Below are 18,937 nucleotides of genomic sequence, written 5' to 3' on the forward strand. Positions count from 1 at the left end.
TCCCGTCCTCCTCATCGCCCGGCCTCGTTGCCGGGGCACACACAGTCGACATCGACGTTACCCCAGCGCCCCTACCGGTGGGTAAACGCCCCCGTCCGGGGGCATCGTCAGGCCAGTCGCTCCGCCGCCGCCTCGATGCGCTCGTCGGTCGCGGTCAGCGCGATCCGCACGTGCCGGGCACCGGCCGCGCCGTAGAAGCTGCCCGGCGCCACGAGGATCCCCCGATCGGCAAGCGCCGCAACGGTTTCCCAGCAGTCCTGGTCGAGCGTGCTCCACAGGTAGAGGCCCGCTTCGGAGTGGTCGACGCGGAAGCCGAAGGCCTCCAGCGCCGCGCGCAGCCGTCCTCGCCGCGCGGCGTAGCGCGCCTTCTGAGCGGCCACGTGGGCGTCATCGCCGACCGCGGCCAGCATGGCCTGCTGGACCGGCCACGGCACGATCATCCCGGCGTGCTTGCGGACCTCGAGCAGCGGGCGGACCAGCGCCGGGTCACCCGCGAGGAACGCCGCGCGGTAGCCGGCGAGGTTGCTCTGCTTGGACAGCGAGTAGACGGCGAGCAGGCCCTCGTGGCTGCCGCCGGTCACGCGCGGGTCGAGGATGCTCGGCACCGACCCGGGGCCGGCGTCCTCACGCCAGTCGAGCTCGGCGTAGCACTCGTCGCTGGCGAGGACCACGCCCCGCTCCCGCGCCCAGTCGACCAGCTTCTTGAGGTGCTCGACGCCGAGGACCTGGCCGGTGGGGTTGCTCGGGCTGTTGACCCACAGCAGCCTGGGCGTGCCGGCACTCGTCAGCGGGCCGAGCCCGGTGAGGCTGCGCATCGGCAGCGGGGTGGCCCCGGCGATCCTGGCCCCGACGTCGTAGGTCGGGTAGGCCACCTCGGGGAAGGCGACGACGTCACCGGCGCCGAGGCCGAGCAGGGTCGGTAGCCACGCCACGAGCTCCTTGCTGCCGACCAGCGGGAGCACCGAGTCGGGGTCGACGCCGGGCACGCCGCGGCGTCGCGCGAACCACGCCGCGACCGCTTCGCGCAGCGCAGGGGTGCCCCACGTCTGCGGGTAGCCGTGGGCGTCGGAGGCCTCGGCCAGGGCGAGGCGGACGACCTCGGGCGTGGGGTCGACGGGGGTGCCGACCGACAGGTCGACGATGCCCCCGGCATGAGAGCTCGCCCGCTCCTTGAACGGAGCGAGCGAGTCCCAGGGGAAGTCAGGCAGCTGCATCAATGACCTCGGCCGTCACTCGCATCGATGGTCGTGACTCCACGGGACGCTCCGGGCCTCGCTGCGCTCGTGTCCTCACGCCCCTGTCGTCACTCGTCGTGCTCCTGAGGGGGCAGCGCGGAGATCAGCGGGTGGTCCTTGGGGATGACGCCGAGCTTGGCCGCACCACCGGGGCTACCGAGGTCGTCGAAGAACTCGACGTTGGCCTTGTAGTAGTCCTTCCACTGCTCCGGCACGTCGTCCTCGTAGTAGATGGCCTCGACCGGGCAGACCGGCTCGCAGGCGCCGCAGTCGACGCACTCGTCCGGGTGGATGTAGAGCGAGCGCTCACCTTCGTAGATGCAGTCGACCGGGCACTCTTCGATGCAGGCCTTGTCCTTGAGGTCAACACAAGGCTGGGCGATGACGTAGGTCATGGTGGGTCGGTCCTCCTGCGCACGTGGCTGGCTACGCGGCCTAGTATGCCGAGTCCTCGCCTCCCGCAGTACGCGGGCCCACGCCTCGACCCGAAAGCCCACCGCGATGACCGCTGCCGACCCCGTCGAGGGGCTGCCCGTCGGCGCCCGCGTCGTCGTCCGGTCCCGGCTCAACCCCCGCGGGCAGGCGGACCCCGGCGGCCCGTCGATGACCGACGCGGTCGGCACCCTGGTCTCGGTGGACGCCGACAGCGTGGTGGTGGAGACCTCCCGCGGTGATGTCCGCATCGACCGTGACCGGGTCGTGGCAGCCAAGGTCGTCCCGCCCAGGCCCGCCCGCCGCGGGGCACCGCACCGCGCACTGTCCATCGAGGACCTGCAACGGGTCATGGTCGAGGGCTGGAGCCCGGTCGAGCGGGAGCCGCTGGGCGACTGGCTGCTGCGCGCCGCCGGCGGCTTCACCGGCCGGGCCAACTCGGTGCTCCCCTTGGGCGACCCCGGCAAGCCCCTGCCGGAGGCGGTGACCGAGGCAGAGCGCTGGTATGCCGCGCGCGGCCTGCCGCCGCGGTTCCAGGTCGCCGGGCCGGTCGGCTTCGCCGTGGCCGAGGACCGCCTCGGCGCGCACCTGCTCGAGCGCGGCTACCGCGAGGAGAGCCGCTCGGTGGTCATGACGGCTGCGGCCGCGGAGGTCGCCGCTGCCGCCGGCGCGGGGGGTGGCGCGGTCGACGTCGAGGTGGCCACGGACCTGGCGCCGGCGTGGCTGAGGGCCTACGCCCGGCAGCGCCAGGTGGTCCCCGGCGCGACGGAGGCGGTGCTCACCGGGTCAGCCGGCCAGCTCTTCGCCTCGGTCTCCGAAGGCGGCGCGGTGGTTGCCCTCGCCCGCCTCGGCCTCGGCCCCGGGTGGGCCGGGATCTACGGCGTGTGGGTGGACCCGCAGGTCCGCGGCCGCGGACTGGCGCGCGCCCTCACCGGTGCGCTGGCCGCGCAGGCCGGGGCACGCGGCATACGGTCCCTGTATCTGCAGACGCTGCACACCAACGAGCCGGCCGTCGGGCTGTACGCGTCGCTGGGGTTCGCCGCGCACCACAGCTACTCCTACCTCGAGCGCTGACCCGGCTGCTCACCCGGCCTGCGGGTGGGTGCAGCGCACGTCGTCCTCGGGGATGTAGTGCGTGCTGAACTGCGACGTGCGCACCGTGACGCCCGCCTTCTTCAGGATCCGGGTGACCGTCACGTCGAAGCCCGGCGTCGGGGTCTGCGGCACACAGGTGGGCCGGTCGTCGACGATCGTGCGCGGCTGCTTCACGTTGCGCCGCGGGCCCTTGACCGCCTCCACGTCCCAGACCTTGGTGCCGTAGAAGGTGACCGTGATGGAGCTGCCCGTCATGACGGTCTGGATGTAGATCGCGTGACCGGTGTCGTTCTGCCACCGGTTGTCCACCCCCGGCCACGACACCGTCGCCTCGCGCCCCTCGGGGTAGCGGGCGATGTAGAACGAGTGCGGGGTGTGCTCGAGGATCATGGCGCCGCTGAAGAACACCGCGTTGAACAACGTGGTCGAGACCTGGCTGACCCCACCGCCGTAGTCCGTCTCGAGCCGGCCACCGACGATCACCGGCGCCCGCTGATAGCCCTTGGCCGCGGTCCGCTGGCCCAGCAACCGGTTGAGGCTGAACGTCTCGCCGGCCTTGACGATGGTGCCGTCGAGGGTCCGCGCCGCCACAGTGATGTTGTTCGTGCGCGGCGGGTTGACCGGGAACGCGGTGGTGAAGGTGGAGACCAGGCCGGTGATCCCGAGGGCGCGGACGGCTGCCGTGGTGACCTTCGGCGGCGCGGTGGTGGTGGCCACCACAGCCGTGCGGGTGGCGGAGGTCAGCGCCCGGAGGAAGGCCGGCCCCACGACGGCGGGGTCGAGACGGCGACCGTCCACGGCGGGGACCACGACGGGACGCCCGGCACGGATCTCGATCCTGGCGTCGGCCGGCCCCCGCTCCATCGCCGGGTTCGCGGCGCGGACGGCGGCCACGACGGTCGGGCCGTCGACCACGGGGACCAGCCGGCCCGACGCGTCCACGCGGGTCCTGAGGGCGCCCCCGAACCGGGCCGGGGGGAGCACGGCCTTCTCCCCCGCCGCCTCGACGGTCACCGGCCCCGAGAGCGCCGGCGTCGCGAACGTGCGCACGAGGTCGGCGATCGCGGCCGGCGTCACCGTGGGCTGCACGGAGTCGACGACCGCCTCGATGGTCTCCTGGCGTGGCCAGGCCCGCTGCACCGCTCGCGCGGACTCGCCGACGTCGAGGTGGCGGCCCGGCACGGGCACGACGGTGGTGACGTGGCCGCCGGCGAAGGAGACCGAGCCCTGCTTGACCGGCTGGTCCACGCTACTGGCGAGGTTGGTGAGCGCCTCGCGGAGCCTGGCGTCGTCTGCGGTGATGCGCAGCGGCTGCGCCCTCGTGCCGGTGAGGTGCTGCCACAGGTCGCGCGGGTCGAGGCTGAAGCCGGTGAGGCCGGCGACAGTCGCGTCGACGTCGAGGGCCAGGCCGGCGGCGCTGGGGTCGATGTCGTGGACCTCGTCGCCGACCTGCAGGTGCACGGGGGCCGAGGCCCTGGTCGCGAGCGCCCGCTTGAGGGTCACCCCCGCCTGGGTCGGGCTCATGCCGCCGATCGGGATCCCGTCGACCGTGGTGCCCGCGGGCACGTGGCGGCCGAGGAACACCGCCAGCGCGAGGTAGGCAGCCGCCAGCACCGCGAGGGCCACCCCCGACCGCAGCGCGACCCTGCCTGCACCTTCCTGCTCCACCCGAGCCCCTCCCCCTGTGGCCGGCTAGGCCAGCGTCTCGTAGCGCCCGCGGTAGTACAGCAGCGCGTCCCCGGCATGCTCGACCGCCGCGACCGAGACGACCTCGCCCACGACGATGCTGTGGTCGCCGCCGTCATGGACGGCGGTGGTGCGGCACTCGAACGTCGCCAGCGACCCGTCGAGCAGGGCCACCCCCGTCCCGGCACCGCGGTGGTGGGCGATCCGGTCCAGCTGCCCGTGCAGCGGGCGCCCGCGCGTGGCGAGCCAGTCCGCGGTCGGCCGCCCGGCTGCCGCGAGGACGCTGACGCCCCAGACCCCCGCCTCGAGCACCGCGTCGTGGAAGCGTGCGTCGCGCTCCACGCAGACGAGCAGCAGCAGCGGGTCCAGCGAGACCGACGTGACGGCGTTGGCGGTCATCGCGTGGTCGTGGCCACCGGCCACGGTGCTCACGACGGTGACCCCGGTCGCGAAGCGACCCATCGCCCGTCGGAACAGGTCGACGTCCGGCAGTGACTCCTGAGCGCTCACAGGTCTCCCTCCTCAGGCAGCAGGCCGGTATGCCGTGCGGCATCCCCCGCAGTGTCCGTCACCGGGAGCCCGGTGGCGGGGTCGACCCGCACGAAGGCCTCGCGCCCGGCGAGCCGGGCGGCGATGTCGTTGGACAGGGCGTAGTAGCCCTCGAAGACGCGGACCTGGGTGGCGTGCTCGGCCAGGGCGGCCGACTGGGCCGCCACGTGCTCGGGCACCTCGACGACGTGCGTGGGCAGCGTGTCTGGCACCACAGACGGCGGCCAGGGGGCGTCGGCAGCCGGCACCTCCAGCGCCGGGTCGATGGTGGGGTCGACATGACCGGCCAGCCAGAGCCGGTCCTCGCGGGCCCAGGACCGGGGCGTGACGATGCTGTAGACGAGCGGCTGGCGCGCGGGCTCCAGCGAGGCGACCGCGGCCATGGTCACGCGGTGCGCCTGGATGTGGTCGGGGTGGCCGTAGCCCCCGTGCTCCTCGTAGGTGACGACCACGTCGGGGGCCAGCGCGCCCAGGTGGGCGGCCACCAGGCCGGCCGCGTCGGCCACGTCCGCCCCCGCGAAGGCGTCGGGGTGCGCCGCACTGGGCGTCCCCGCCATACCGGAGTCCCGGTAGCGGGAGAGGACCCCGGTCGCGGGGTCCTCTCCCAGCACGCTGTGCGCGACGCCGAGGCGGTCCATCGCCCGGCGCAGCTCCTCCCGGCGCCACGGCCCGAGCCGGTCCTCGCGGTCGGCGGCGAGGTGGCGCAGCTCGGGCGGGATCACCTCCCCCTCCTCGCCGAGGGTGCAGGTCAGGACGTGGACCTCGTGCCCCGCGGCGACGTAGTGCGCCATCGTCAGGCCGGTCGTGAGCGTCTCGTCGTCCGGGTGGGCGTGGACGAACAGCAACCGGCGGGGCGGGACGGGCGCGGTCACGACCGCCACCAGGTGGCGGCGCCGGCGTCGAGCGTGGACCGGATCATCGGACCGCGATCCCGGCGAGGTCGACGTAACCGCCGAGGGTGACGTTGTCGGAGTAGTTCCTGACCCCGGAGCCGTGGACGAACATGAGCTTCTGGTTGTCCAGGGCCACGTGGGCGCCGGCGCGGGCCAGCGCCTCGTCGAGGTCGCCCCAGGCCTGCTCGCGCTGGCGCGGGTCGACCAGCCGCTGCGCCCGGTCGATGCGGTCGTTGACCGCCGGGTCGTTGAAGTGTCCGAGGTCCTGCCCGGAGTCGCTGAGGCCGCTGCTGAGCCGTCCGTCGAAGACCGGCGGGATGACGGTGGACCCGGACGGCCAGTCCGGCCTCCAGCCCGACCAGAAGACGTCCGCGTCACCGGCCGAGCCCTGGACCGCCGAGTAGTAGTCCCCGGGGATGCCCTTGAGCGTGACCTTGAAGCCGGCCATCTCCCAGGTGACCTTCAGGGCGGCGAACGCCTTGTCGGCGGTGGGCCGCTTCCAGTAGGCGACGGTGATCGGCACCGGCAGCGTCAGGCCGCTGGACTCGAGCACCTTGCGGGCTGCCTGGGGGTCGCCCGCGGTGGGGGTGCCGAAGGGGTTGAAGTCCTTGAACGCCGGCAGGTAGCGGTTGATCACGCCGAAGGTCGGCTCCCCGGCGGCGGGGCCGCCGTAGGCGGTGATGTAGGCGTCGCGGTTGGTCGACATCGCCAGCGCCTGGCGGGCCTTGGAGTGGCTCATCGCCGAGCTGCGGAAGTTCGGCAGGAGGTAGTCCACGTCGGGCGCCAACGGGTTGGTCGACCGCGCGGCCACGCCCTTGCTGGAGCGGATCTGGGCCTGCAGCGCCGGCGGGACCGGCTCCTGTGACACAGCGAACCGGGCGTCCCCGCTGTCGGACATGATCCGCGGGATCGACGACTCGCTGGGCATGCCCTCGGTGTAGGTGATGCGGTCCGGGAAGCCCTTGCGGATGCTGTCCGACGCCGGCTTCCAGGCGGGGTTGCGCACGAAGGTGCCGCCCCGGTCCGGGGACCACTCGCCGGAGAGCATGTAGGGCCCGTTGGAGAAGACGGCGTAGCGGGAGGCCGAGCCCTTGTCCTTGTCCTGCCGGTAGGGACCGAACGCCGGCAGGGTCACCGCCTGGTTGAAGTCGGTGAAGGGCCGGCTCATGTGGAAGGTGATCACCTGGCCCGAGCACGTCACGGCCTGGTCGAACAGGCTCTGGCCGGTCCGGTCATAGGGGCCGAGGTAGGCGCTGGAGCCGTCGTCCCTGCGGGGGATGTCCAGGTAGAGCGCGGCGTAGTCGGGGCCGCCGCTGACCTGCTCGGAGAAGCTGCGCGAGACGCCGTACCTCACGTCCTTGCAGGTGACCGGCTTGCCGTCCTGCCAGGTCGCGTCGGAGCGCAGCGTGAACTTCCAGGTCCGCCCGCCGTCGGACATCCTGCCCGTGTCGGTGGCCAGGTCGGGGACCAGCTTCGACTGCTCGGCAGCACTGTGGCCGCTGCCGAAGGTGGTCAGTGTGCGTTCGAAGACGCGCCCGGCGAACGACATCGTCGCAGGGTCATACATCCGCTGGGGGTCCCAGGTCCGGACCGGGACCTGGTTGAGGACGGACAGCGTCCCGCCCCGCGCCGGAGGGGAGGCGGGGGTCGTCGCCTCGCCGTCCCCGGACGAGCACGCGGTGCCGGTGAGCACCACGAGCACGCCGAGAGCGGCGAGGCGACGGGACCTCGCAGCCGGCATCACGCGTCCGGGCAGCCGGACGGGGACACCACGTCGGGACGAGCGGCCATCAGACGACGGACCGCTCCTCCGGGAAGTGGCAGGCCACCCGGTGACCGGGCTGGATCTCGACGGGCAGGGGCACCTCGACGGCGCACTTCTCCTGGGCCTTCGGGCAGCGGGTCCGGAAGACACAGCCCGACGGGGGGTTCTGCGGGCTGGGCAGGTCACCCGTGAGCAGGATCCGGTCGCGCTTGGCCTCCCGGTCGGGGTCCGGCACCGGCACGGCGGACAGGAGGGCGTGCGTGTAGGGGTGCAGCGGCGCCTCGTAGAGGGTGTCGCGGTCCGCCTCCTCCATGACCTTGCCGAGGTACATCACCACGACGCGGTCGGAGATGTGGCGGACGACCGACAGGTCGTGCGCCACGAAGACGTAGGCGATGCCCTGCTCGTCCTGGATGTCCTCCAGCAGGTTGATCACCTGGGCCTGGATGGACACATCGAGCGCCGAAACCGGCTCGTCGCAGACCAGCAGCTTGGGCCGCAGGGCGATGGCGCGGGCCACACCGATGCGCTGCCGCTGACCGCCGGAGAACTCGTGCGGGTAGCGGTTGTAGTGCTCGGGGTTGAGGCCGACGCGCTCCATCAGGTCCTGCACGGCCTTGCGCACGCCACCCTCGGGCTCGATGCCCTGGATGTCGTAGGGCGCCGCGATGATCTTGCCGACGGTGTGCCGGGGGTTGAGCGAGCCGTACGGGTCCTGGAAGACCATCTGCATCTCGCGGCGCAGGCGCCGGAGCCGGTCGCCCCCGACCTTGGTGACGTCCTCACCGTCGAACTCGATGGTGCCGCCGGTGGGCTCGAGCAACCGGAGCATGGTGCGACCGGCGGTGGACTTGCCACAGCCGGACTCGCCGACCAGGCCGACGGTCTCGCCGCGCCGGACGTCCAGGCTGATCCCGTCCACGGCCTTCACCGGCGCGTCGGGCCGGGAGATGATGCCCGGCCGGCGCTGCGGGAAGTGCTTCTGCAGGTCGGTGATCCGCAGCAGCGGAGCGCCGGCACGGTCGGCGCTCTGCTGCGGGGCGGGTGCGTCCTGGACGCGGGGCGTGGTGTCCATGGGGTTCTCCGTCACAGCTTCTTCCCGAACAGGTTTTCCGCGATCTCCGTGCGGCGCATGGCGTCGATGTGGCACCGGGCGCTGTGACCCGGGCCGACCTCGAGCAGCTCGGGCTCGGTCGTCGTGCACAGGTCGCCGCTGACCTCGCCGCGGTGGGTGCAGCGCGGCGCGAACTTGCAGCCTGCCGGGGCGTTGATCAGGGACGGCGGGTTGCCCGGGATCGGGTCCAGCCGGGCCTTGCGCAGCTTGTCCAGGCGAGGCATGGACTGCAGCAGGCCCCAGGTGTAGGGGTGCTGCGGCTGGTAGAAGACCTCCTTGACACTGCCCTTCTCCACGGCACGACCGGCATACATCACCATGATGTCGTCGGCGACGTCCGCGACCACACCCAGGTCGTGGGTGATGATGATGATGGCCGACCCGAACTCGCGCTGCAGGTCCTTCATCAGCTCGAGGATCTGGGCCTGCACCGTCACGTCGAGGGCCGTCGTCGGCTCGTCGGCGATGAGCAGCTTGGGGTCGTTGACCAGCGCCATCGCGATCATCGCGCGCTGGCGCATGCCGCCGGAGAACTCGTGCGGGTACTGGTCGATCCGACGCTGAGGGTTGGGGATGCCGACCCGGTCGAGCATCTCGATCGCGCGGGCGCGGGCCTTGGCCTTGGACGCGTCCTTGTGGTGGATGCGGTAGCCCTCGATGATCTGGTCGCCCACCGTGTAGTACGGGTGCAGCGCCGAGAGCGGGTCCTGGAAGACCATCGCCATCTGGTCGCCGCGCAGGGCGCGGACCCGGGCGTCGGAGGCCGTGATCAGGTCCTCGCCCTCGAGCAGGATCTGGCCGGAGATCTTGGCCTTGGAGCGGCGGTGGAGCCCGAGGACGGCCAGGCTCGTCACGGACTTGCCGGAGCCGGACTCGCCGACGATGCCGATCGTCTTTCCGCGCTCGAGCGAGAAGCTGATGCCGTCCACGGACTTGACCAGGCCGTCATCGGTCGGGAACTGGACCTTAAGGTCCTTGACCTCCAGGAACGGGTGCTCGGAGGCTGCGGTCACTGCAATACCTTTCGCTGGTGGAACCGGCTCATCCTGGGGTCAGGCGAGGCGGACCCGGGGGTCGATCACGCCGTACAGCAGGTCGACGACGAGGTTGGCCACGACGATGAAGAACGCGGCGACGAGGACCAGGGCGACGATCACCGGCAGGTCGAAGACGGAGACCGCCTCGACGGTGGCCCGGCCCAGTCCGTTGAAGTTGAACACGGTCTCGGTGATCGCGGCACCGGCCAGCAGGCCACCGAGGTCGAGGCCGGCGACGGTCACGATCGGGGTCAGGGCGGCGCGCAGGGTGTGCTTGAGGACGACGGTGCGCTCACCCAGGCCCTTGGCGCGCGCGGTGCGCAGGTAGTCCTCGCCCATCGTCTCGAGCATGTAGGCCCGGGTGATGCGGATGTAGCCAGCGGCGTAGACGGCGGCCAGGGTCAGCCACGGCAGCTCGAGGCCCATGAACCAGCCGCGCGGGTCCTGCGTCAGCGGGACGTACTGCGGCACCGGGAAGAGGCCCCACTGCGTGGACAGGTAGTTGTAGGCCAGCAGCGCCAGGAAGAAGGTGGGGAACGAGTAGAGGACCAGCGAGACGCCGATCAGACCCCGGTCCGCGAGCTTGCCGCGTCTCAGCGCGGCGATGATGCCGAAGCCGACGCCGAAGACGATCCAGATGACGAACGCCCCGAGGGTGATCGACAGCGTGACGGGCAGGCGTTGCTTCACCAGGTCGGTGACCAGCTGCGTCTGCAGCGGGGAGTACCCGAGGCACGGGGCCGGGCAGTGGGTGACCTTGTCGGGGTTGTTCTTGATGAACACCGGGTCGTCCGGGAAGTCCCGGGCGACGACCAGGCCCTTCATGAAGTCGGCGTACTGCACGGACAGGGGCTTGTCCAGACCGAGGAACTTGCGGTTGGCCGCGATCGACTGCGGCGTGCAGTTCTTCCCGCAGGTGAGGCGGGCGGGATCAGTCGGGCTGGCATAGAAGATGCCGAACGTGACGATGCTGATGACGACGAGCATCAGCACCGCAGCCACGATGCGCCGGATGATGTAGTACAGCATGGGAGGTCACCACGGATGTGGTGAGGTCACCTCACTTCTCACTCAGCCGGCGTGGCGTTCGCCGGGGTTGGCTCCACGGCTGGAGGCACGTACCAATGTACGTGCCCCCAGTCGTGGGATGCGATGCCCCCACCGGGGTGATCATCCGAAGACGATCACCCCGGTGGAGTCGGTCACTTGACTCCGATGGTGCCCAGGTCCGGGTAGTCGCTGACGGACGGGTTGTCGATCCAGCCCTTGATGCCGGAACCCCACATCAGGAAGAACTTCTCGTAGGCGAGCGGGATGTAGCCCACGTCCTTGGCGAGAGACTCATCCAGGTCGCCCCACATCGCGGCCTGCTTGTTCAGGTCCGTGGTGGCGTACGCCTCGTCGATCTTCTTGTTGAAGTCGGCGTTGTCGTAGTAGCCGTAGTCCTGACCGTTGGAGGCGGACGAGAGGTTCACGCGGCTGTCGAACAGCGGCGGGATGACCGTGGAGGCCGACGGCCAGTCAGCACCCCAACCGCCCCAGGTGACGTCGTACTTCAGCGAGTTCGCCGGGTTCTGGATGACGTCGTAGTAGGTGTCGGTGAGCTCGTTCAGCGTGACCGCGAAGCCCGCCTTCTCCCAGCCGGCCTTCAGGGCCGCGGCGTACTTCTCCGAGGTGGGCGTGCCACCGCTGTAGGTGAAGGTGATCGGGTACGGCATCTTGACCTTGGCCTGCGTGAGCAGCTGCTTGGCCTTCGCCGCGTCGCCGTTGTCGGGAGCGTTGAACGCGTTGAAGTCCTTGTAGCCGAGCACCGACGGCGAGATCATCGTCTGCGACGGGCGACCAGCCGTGGACCCACCGAGAGCGGTGACGTAACCGGTCTTGTCGGTGGAGACCGCGAGGGCCTGACGGACCAGCGGGTTCGTCATCTTCTTGAAGTTCGGCACCAGGTAGTCGACGTAGGGGGCGTCAACGTTCTCGGAGCGGGACTTCATCTGCGGGTTCGCGAGGATCTGCGGCTGGAACGACGGCGGGACGCGGCGGTCGGTCACCGCGAACTTGTCGTTGCCCTGGTCGCTGATCATGCGCTGGGCGATGACCTCGTCGGTCAGGCCCTCGGTGAAGATGATCGTGTCCGGGTTGGCCTTGCGGACCGTGTCGGTCTTGGCGTCCCACTGGGGGTTGCGGACGAACGTGCCACCCTTGTTCTTCGTCCAGGTGCCCTGAAGCATGTAGGGGCCGCTGGAGAAGATGGAGTAGTTCGACTTGTCGCCCTTGTCCTGGTCCTTGCGGTAGGGGGCGAACGCCGGCATGGTCACCGTGTAGTTGAAGTCACCGACCGGCTTGCTCAGGTGGAAGGTGATCGAGTTGCCCGCGCAGGTGACTGCCTTGTCGAACAGTGCCTGGCCCTTGGCGTCGTTGGCGTACGGGCCCTTGTAGGCCGAGCCGCCCTTGGAGTCCTTGGGGATGTCCAGGAACTGGATGGCGTAGTTGGGGCCACCGGTGATGACGTCGACCGCGAAGGTGCGGGAGACGCCGTACTTGAAGTCCTCACACGTGATGGCCTTGCCGTCCTGCCACTTCACGCCGTCCTTCAGCGTGAACTTCCAGGTCTTGCCACCGTCGGAGGGCGTACCGGTGTCGGTCGCGAGGTCGGCGACGAGCTTGCTGGCGTCCTTGCCCGTGGCGACCGGGAAGGTCGTCAGCGTGCGGTACACCATGCGGGCCTCGTTCGCGATGTCGCGGCCGATGTAGGTGCGCTGCGGGTCAAGGTGCTCGGCGGCCCGCTTCGTCAGGTAGTAGAGGGTGCCCCCCTTTTGGGCAGCGGCGGAGGCTCCCCCACTCGCGGTGTTGCTGGAGGTGGCACCTCCACCGCCACAAGCAGCGGCGGTCAGGGCCACAACGCCAGAGAGCGCTACTGCAGCCACTCTCTTGTCTGTGCGCTTCATGCGCTCTCCTCTTGCAGTCGCTCCGCCACATCGGCGGCTGTCCGCCCCGCGGCGGGTCGCCCGGGGACATCTAGGGGGTGGTGACTCAGTGCCTGTCGGCCTTCGGGTCCATCGCGTCCCGCAGACCGTCACCGAGGAGGTTGCAGCACAGGACGAACACGAAGATGAACATGCCCGGGAGCAGGAAGTACGTCGGGTCGGCGCTGAGGAACGTCACCGAGTCGTTGAGGATGTTGCCCAGGGTCGGCGTCGGCGCCTTGACGCCCACACCGAGGTAGCTCAGCGCGGCCTCGGCCGAGACGTTGGTCGGCAGGATCAGCGTCGTGTAGACGAGGATCGGGGCCCACAGGTTGGGCAGCAGCTCGGTGAACCAGATCCGCGGGCCACGGGCACCCAGGGAGCGGGCGGCCTCGACGAACTCCCGCTCGCGCAGGGAGAGGACCTGCCCACGCACGATGCGGGCGAAGAACGGCCAGCCGAAGAAGCCCAGGACCACGATCAGGTAGACCACGGCGGAGGGGTTGCCCGGCGGCACGCCCATGGCGCTGATCCGGTCGATGAGCACCGGGGAGAGCGCCAGCAGCATGAGCAGCTGGGGGAAGGCCAGGACCAGGTCGGTGAAGCGGCCGACGCCGAAGTCGACCCACTTGCCCATGTAGCCGCTGATGATGCCGAGGATGGCGCCGATGACGACGCTCATCAGGGTGGCGGAGATCGCGATCAGCATCGAGAGCGTGACGCCCGCGACCAGGCGCGAGAGCAGGTCACGGCCGGTCTGCGGCTCGACGCCGAGCCAGTGGTCGGCGCTGACGCCACCGAACGCGCCGGTCGGCATGGACGCCGGCCCCTGCACGAGCTCGTTGTGCAGCGACTGGGGGTCGATGATGCCGAAGTGGTCCAGGATCGGCGCGGCGATGGCCATGAGGAGGAAGAGCACCACGACCACGAGGGAGGTCATGGAGACCTTGTCCTTGCGGAGCCGCGCACGGGCGATCTGCCACGGCGACCGGCCGACGATCTTCGAGGACTCCTCAGGCGCGACCGGCGGCGCCTCGGTCTCGAACTGGCCGGCACTGACAGTCATTCGGGAACTTCCTCTTTCAGCCGGGTGCGACGGGCGAATCATGGCCTTCGGACAGGCTGGTTCGTGGGAACTTTGCCTGCCCTTGACCTTGCGAAACCTTAGACCAGCCGGTCCCGGATGTAACCAGTGCCGAGCGGTTGTCGCCGGATCGTGACCGAATATGGACACATGCTTGACGCCCCGGAGCAACAGTGCTCCGGGGCGCCAAGGGGGTGGTGACCTGTGGTTACTTGCGGGCGCGGGCTGCGGCGCGGGCGCGCTCGGTCTGGTCGAGGTTGACCTTGCGGATGCGGACCGCGTCCGGGGTGACCTCGACGCACTCGTCCTCGCGGCAGAACTCCAGCGACTGCTCGAGGCTGAGCTTGCGCGGCGGGACGATCTTCTCGAAGTTGTCCGCGGAGGAGGCGCGCACGTTGGTGAGCTTCTTCTCCTTGGTGATGTTGACGTCCATGTCGTCGGCGCGGGAGTTCTCGCCGACGATCATGCCCTCGTAGACCTCCGTCGTCGGCTCGACGAACAGCGTGCCGCGCTCCTGGAGGTTGACCATCGCGTAGGCGGTCACGGCACCGCTGCGGTCGGCGACCAGCGAGCCGCTCGTGCGCGTGGTGATCGTGCCGAACCACGGCTCGTAGTCCTCGAAGACGTGGTGGGCGATGCCCGTGCCCCGCGTCTCGGTGAGGAACTCGGTGCGGAAGCCGATGAGGCCGCGGGAGGGCACGAGGAACTCCATGCGGATCCAGCCGGTGCCGTGGTTGGTCATCTGCTCCATGCGGCCCTTGCGGGCGGCCAGGATCTGGGTGATCGCGCCGAGGAACTCCTCGGGGGTGTCGATCGTGAGGCGCTCGACGGGCTCGTGCAGCTTGCCGTCGACCTGGCGGGTGACCACCTGCGGCTTGCCGACGGTCAGCTCGTAGCCCTCGCGGCGCATCTGCTCGACCAGGATGGCCAGCGCCAGCTCACCACGGCCCTGGACCTCCCAGGCGTCGGGCCGCTCGGTCGGCAGGACGCGCAGCGAGACGTTGCCGATGAGCTCCTTGTCGAGGCGGTCCTTGACCATGCGCGCGGTGACCTTGGAGCCACGGACCCGGCCCACCATCGGGCTGGTGTTGGTGCCGATGGTCATCGAGATCGCCGGCTCGTCGACCGTGATGACCGGCAGCGGGATCGGGTCCTCGGCGTCGGCGAGGGTCTCGCCGATCATGATGTCGGCGATGCCCGCGATGGCGATGATGTCACCGGGGCCGGCCTCCTCGGCCGGCTTGCGCTCGAGCGCCTCGGTCATCAGCAGCTCGGTGATCTTGACCCGCTCGACGGTGCCGTCGGTCTTGCACCAGGCGACCTGCTGGCCCTTCTTGATGGTGCCGTTGTGGACCCGCAGCAGGGCCAGGCGACCCAGGAAGTTGGAGGAGTCCAGGTTGGTGACGTGGGCCTGCAGCGGCGCCTCGGGGTCGAACGAGGGGGCCGGGATGGTCCCCAGGATGGTGGCGAAGAGCGCCTCGAGGTTCTCGTCGTCGGGCAGCTCGCCGTTCTCGGGGCGCGTCAGCGAGGCGCGGCCGTTCTTGGCGGAGGCGTAGACGATCGGGAAGTCGATCTGGTCCTCGGTGGCGTCGAGGTCCATGAACAGCTCGTAGGTCTCGTCGACGACCTCGGCGATGCGCGAGTCGGGACGGTCGACCTTGTTGATGCACAGGATGACCGGCATCTTCGCCGCGAGCGCCTTGCGCAGCACGAAGCGGGTCTGCGGCAGCGGGCCCTCGGAGGCGTCGACGAGCAGGACCACGCCGTCGACCATGGACAGACCGCGCTCGACCTCGCCACCGAAGTCGGCGTGGCCGGGGGTGTCGATGATGTTGATGGTCACCCCGCCCGGCTCCCCCGCCGCGGCGGCCGCAGGGCCGGCATACCGGATCGCGGTGTTCTTCGCGAGGATGGTGATGCCCTTCTCGCGCTCGAGGTCACCCGAGTCCATCGCACGTTCGTCGACGTGCTGGTGCTCTCCGAAGGCGCCGGCCTCCCAGAGCATCTTGTCGACAAGAGTGGTCTTGCCGTGGTCGACGTGGGCAACGATGGCGACATTGCGGATGTCGCCGCGGGTCTGCATGGGCATGTGCTCCAGTGTCTCAGGCTTTGGGCGTGCCGCTGACCACTGTGCTGTTCCGCGCGTACGCGCGCGCGAGGTCAAGCGGTGGGTCGGGGCGGCTGGCTCAACGCATCAGGGCGGCGACGGCGTCCACGATCGGCCGGTCCGCGGGCAGCCACGGCACGGCGTGGAGCTCGGCCGCCGGGAGCACGCGCAGCACGTCGTGGTCCTCCAGGGGCTGCGGCTCCCCGGCGGTGATGACCGCGAGCCAGACCGTCATGGCGTAACGGTCCCCCAGCGGCCAGGCCCCGCCCAGGGGCCCCTCGACGACCCGGCCGAGGCGGACCTCGACCCCGAGCTCCTCGGCGATCTCGCGGTGCAGGGCCTCGATCGGGTCCTCGCCCGGCTCGACCTTGCCGCCGGGCAGCTCCCAGCCGCCGGCGAGTGCGGCGGGCTCGGTCCGGCGCGCGGCCAGCAGGGTCGTGGGGCGGTGGAGGTCGTCGACGATCGCGGCGCCGACGACGAGACCGGAGGTGGTGTGGGCATCCATGGCGGTCACAGTGTGCCGTGCCCGGGCACCCCCTTGTGGACAGACCGCCGAAATGCGTCGGTTCGCCTTAGTTTGGCTCCACTGGAGAACGTTTGGGGGGCATGCCATGTATGGCGATCCGCAGCACCTTCGCGTCCTGGCCCACCGCCTCGCGGAGGAGGGGCTGCGGGTCGACGCCGGTGCCACCCGCCTGCGGCGCAGCGCGGCCGGCGTGCACTGGGAGTCCACCGCGGCCGGGCTGATGCGGCGCCGGGCCGAGGACCAGGTCCGGTCGATGCAGGAGGTGGCCCGGCGTTACGCCGAGGGCGCCTCGGCGATGCGTGACCATGCTGCCGCGGTGGAGCAGCAGCTGGACCGGATCCGGCGGGTCGAGGACCAGGTCCGTCAGCTCGGCGCCCGGCTGGAGCACCTGGCCGGCACCCCAGCCGCCGCCGTGGGGCCGGCGCGGCTCGAGGCCCTGGCACTGCCGCCGACCGGCCATCGCGACTGGCTCGAGGTGCCGGCCCGGCTCGCCCGCCTGGGGATCTCGCTGTGAGCGACGACGGCGGCTCAGTGGTGCTGCACGGACGCGGCGGGCCGGGTGGCATCGCGGTGCACCTGGGCGACCTGACCCGGCTCGCCGGGGTGCTCGCTGAGGAGGCGAAGGCCCTGGCCCTCGAGGCCTGGCGGTCCCGGTCCGCGTGCACCGACCCGGACCTCGCCCTGAGCGCACCCCTGTCGCCGACGACGGCTGCCGCCGCCGAGGCGGCGGTCCTGCGCGCGGTCGCCGGACCAGGTGGGGCGCTGGGCGCGGCCGCTGCCGCCGGGGTGCTCGGCGCCTCCCTGGAGGTGGCCGCCCGCGCCTACGACGCCGCCGAGCACGGCGTCGAGGGCCTGTGGACCGTCGTCGACGACGTGGTGGGGCTGCAGGTCGGCCTGCGGGCCCCGGCCCTGGCCGGGATCGGGCTCGCCGGCTGGGACGCGTGCCACGTCGGCGCCGACGTCCCGGGCCTGACGGGCGCGTGCAGCCTGGCCAGCGGCACGCTGCAGTCCACGCTGACCGCCCACCCCTGGCTCGTCGGACACCTCGTCCACGGCGGCGGCGGGCTGATCACCGGGATGTCGCTGTGGGCCGGGCCGGCCGGGGCGCTGGCGCGGCCGGCAGGCCTCCCCCCGCTGACCACCCGCGAGGCGTCCGGAGGGGTGCAGCAGCTGTTCCGCGACGGCACCTCGGTGGTGCGCGCCACGGGACCGATCGACCCCGACGGCACGCCGGCTTGGCAGAAGGACCCGGGGTCCGTCACCGGGGTCGGCGCGCTGGTGCAGAGCCTGAGGACCACCGCGGACAGGCCCGGCGGGGCGGTCGACATCCGCCGCGTGACGACCTGGGGCCCGGACGGCCGCGCGCGCACGGCATACATCGTCAACATCCCCGGCACGGACTCGTGGCTGCCGCCTCCCGCGCAGTGGCGCAGCCGGTCCGCACCCGACCTCGGCGGCAACCTGCGGCTGGTCGGTGACCGGTCCACGGTCTACTCCCGCGGGGTGCTCCAGGCGATGGAGCGCGCGGGCGTCCCCCGGGACGCGCCGGTGATGCTCGTGGGCCACAGCGAGGGCGGGATGACGGCCTACAAGATCGCCGCGGACCAGAGCCGGCTGCGGGCCGCCCAGGTCGCGCAGCATCACGAGAGCGGGCAGGTCCACGGGCGCGGGCCCGCCCGGCCCGAGGCGTTCCACATCACCCACGTGGTCACGGCCGGGTCGCCGATCGCGACGATGACCCGGCCGGAGGGCGTGCACGTGCTGTCCCTGGAGGCGTCCGGCGACATCGTCAAGGACCTCGACGGGGCGCCGAACCCGGACCGGCTGGACCACCTCACCTACGAGTTCGACCTCGACCGTCACCGCATCACCCTCAACCACGCCATCGACGGCTACGCCGCCGCCGCGGCAGCGGTCGACCGGGCCGCCGCGCAGCGCGATGCGGGTGCAGCGGGTTTCGTGGCGTCGCTGCGCCGCGACGGCTTCGTCGCCGACACCGGCGAGGCCACCGTCGCCACCCAGGGATGGACGGTGGACCGGGCGATCGGCTGAGGGCAGGCGCCGGCGCGCGACGCGGTGAGGCAAGCCTGCGTCGACACCGGGCCGGAACTTTGTCACGCTTCGTGCCGTGAGCCGACTGCTGACGTCCGAGGAGATCACCCGGCAGCTCGCCGACCTGCCCGGCTGGGCGCTCGAGGGCGAGGCGCTGGTCGCCGCCTACGACGCACCCGACTTCGCCGCCGCCATCCGTCTGGTCACCGAGGCGGCCGACGCCGCGGAACAGATGGACCACCACCCCGACATCGACATCCGCTGGAAGGTCACCCGCTGGAGGCTCTCGACGCACTCCGCCGGCGGCGTGACCCAGCTCGACATCGAGCTGGCCCACCGCATCGCCCAGGCCGCCGGCGCGCTCGGCGCCCGCACCCGCTGAGCACCACGTCCCCG

Annotated in this window: 17 protein-coding genes; 4 read left to right on the forward strand and 13 right to left on the reverse strand. The window is 71.3% G+C overall.

The window, feature by feature from the left end:
• Positions 1-107: 107 nt before the first annotated feature.
• On the reverse strand, positions 108-1,214 hold the full coding sequence (dapC, locus tag AC3ANM_RS07320) for a succinyldiaminopimelate transaminase (protein WP_488287482.1): 1,107 nt from the start codon (positions 1,212-1,214) through the stop codon (positions 108-110).
• 89 nt (positions 1,215-1,303) lie between these two features.
• Positions 1,304-1,630: a ferredoxin gene (gene fdxA / locus AC3ANM_RS07325; protein ID WP_488287483.1), complete on the reverse strand. Its 327-nt coding sequence runs from the start codon at positions 1,628-1,630 to the stop codon at positions 1,304-1,306.
• A 106-nt stretch (positions 1,631-1,736) separates the two neighbouring features.
• Between fdxA and AC3ANM_RS07330 the strand changes: the two genes are divergently transcribed.
• A complete protein-coding gene (locus AC3ANM_RS07330) occupies positions 1,737-2,741 on the forward strand; it encodes a GNAT family N-acetyltransferase (protein WP_488287484.1) in 1,005 nt (334 codons plus the stop codon).
• 9 nt (positions 2,742-2,750) lie between these two features.
• Here the strand turns inward: AC3ANM_RS07330 and AC3ANM_RS07335 are convergent, their stop codons facing one another.
• The 11 genes from AC3ANM_RS07335 to AC3ANM_RS07385 form a co-directional block, all read right to left on the reverse strand.
• Positions 2,751-4,430 (reverse strand): VanW family protein, encoded by a 1,680-nt coding sequence (locus tag AC3ANM_RS07335; protein WP_488287485.1) that lies wholly within the window; start codon positions 4,428-4,430, stop codon positions 2,751-2,753.
• A gap of 24 nt (positions 4,431-4,454) precedes the next feature.
• Positions 4,455-4,958 carry a flavin reductase family protein gene (locus AC3ANM_RS07340; RefSeq protein WP_488287486.1) on the reverse strand — a complete coding sequence of 168 codons (504 nt, stop codon included), beginning with the start codon at positions 4,956-4,958 and terminating at the stop codon, positions 4,455-4,457.
• The gene (gene mshB / locus AC3ANM_RS07345; protein WP_488287487.1) at positions 4,955-5,869 is read right to left on the reverse strand and encodes an N-acetyl-1-D-myo-inositol-2-amino-2-deoxy-alpha-D-glucopyranoside deacetylase; all 915 of its coding nucleotides are present in this window, start codon (positions 5,867-5,869) and stop codon (positions 4,955-4,957) included. Before mshB ends, AC3ANM_RS07340 begins: the two co-directional genes overlap by 4 nt.
• Before the next feature lie 43 nt (positions 5,870-5,912).
• Entirely contained in the window at positions 5,913-7,631 is a 1,719-nt protein-coding gene (locus AC3ANM_RS07350) for an ABC transporter substrate-binding protein (RefSeq protein ID WP_488287488.1), read from the reverse strand.
• A gap of 49 nt (positions 7,632-7,680) precedes the next feature.
• Positions 7,681-8,730 (reverse strand): ABC transporter ATP-binding protein, encoded by a 1,050-nt coding sequence (locus tag AC3ANM_RS07355; RefSeq protein ID WP_488287489.1) that lies wholly within the window; start codon positions 8,728-8,730, stop codon positions 7,681-7,683.
• An 11-nt stretch (positions 8,731-8,741) separates the two neighbouring features.
• The gene (locus AC3ANM_RS07360) at positions 8,742-9,782 is read right to left on the reverse strand and encodes an ABC transporter ATP-binding protein (protein WP_488287490.1); all 1,041 of its coding nucleotides are present in this window, start codon (positions 9,780-9,782) and stop codon (positions 8,742-8,744) included.
• Between the two features lie 39 nt (positions 9,783-9,821).
• Positions 9,822-10,835 (reverse strand): ABC transporter permease, encoded by a 1,014-nt coding sequence (locus AC3ANM_RS07365; protein ID WP_488287491.1) that lies wholly within the window; start codon positions 10,833-10,835, stop codon positions 9,822-9,824.
• Between the two features lie 173 nt (positions 10,836-11,008).
• Positions 11,009-12,754, reverse strand: a complete 1,746-nt coding sequence (locus AC3ANM_RS07370; protein ID WP_488287492.1) for an ABC transporter substrate-binding protein — start codon at positions 12,752-12,754, stop codon at positions 11,009-11,011.
• Positions 12,755-12,839: 85 nt separating this feature from the next.
• Complete coding sequence (locus AC3ANM_RS07375) at positions 12,840-13,838, reverse strand: ABC transporter permease (protein WP_488287493.1); 999 nt, start codon at positions 13,836-13,838, stop codon at positions 12,840-12,842.
• Between the two features lie 226 nt (positions 13,839-14,064).
• Positions 14,065-15,945, reverse strand: a complete 1,881-nt coding sequence (gene typA / locus AC3ANM_RS07380) for a translational GTPase TypA (RefSeq protein WP_488287494.1) — start codon at positions 15,943-15,945, stop codon at positions 14,065-14,067.
• A 97-nt stretch (positions 15,946-16,042) separates the two neighbouring features.
• Positions 16,043-16,468 carry a (deoxy)nucleoside triphosphate pyrophosphohydrolase gene (locus AC3ANM_RS07385; RefSeq protein ID WP_488287495.1) on the reverse strand — a complete coding sequence of 142 codons (426 nt, stop codon included), beginning with the start codon at positions 16,466-16,468 and terminating at the stop codon, positions 16,043-16,045.
• A gap of 106 nt (positions 16,469-16,574) precedes the next feature.
• Between AC3ANM_RS07385 and AC3ANM_RS07390 the strand changes: the two genes are divergently transcribed.
• From AC3ANM_RS07390 to AC3ANM_RS07400, 3 genes are all read left to right on the forward strand, one after another.
• On the forward strand, positions 16,575-17,003 hold the full coding sequence (locus tag AC3ANM_RS07390) for a hypothetical protein (protein ID WP_488287496.1): 429 nt from the start codon (positions 16,575-16,577) through the stop codon (positions 17,001-17,003).
• A complete protein-coding gene (locus AC3ANM_RS07395) occupies positions 17,000-18,541 on the forward strand; it encodes a hypothetical protein (protein WP_488287497.1) in 1,542 nt (513 codons plus the stop codon). Before AC3ANM_RS07390 ends, AC3ANM_RS07395 begins: the two co-directional genes overlap by 4 nt.
• A gap of 76 nt (positions 18,542-18,617) precedes the next feature.
• Positions 18,618-18,923 (forward strand): 4a-hydroxytetrahydrobiopterin dehydratase, encoded by a 306-nt coding sequence (locus AC3ANM_RS07400; RefSeq protein ID WP_488287498.1) that lies wholly within the window; start codon positions 18,618-18,620, stop codon positions 18,921-18,923.
• The last annotated feature ends 14 nt before the right edge of the window (positions 18,924-18,937 follow it).

The sequence above is a fragment of the Oryzihumus sp. JJN4-3R genome (assembly GCF_057747915.1).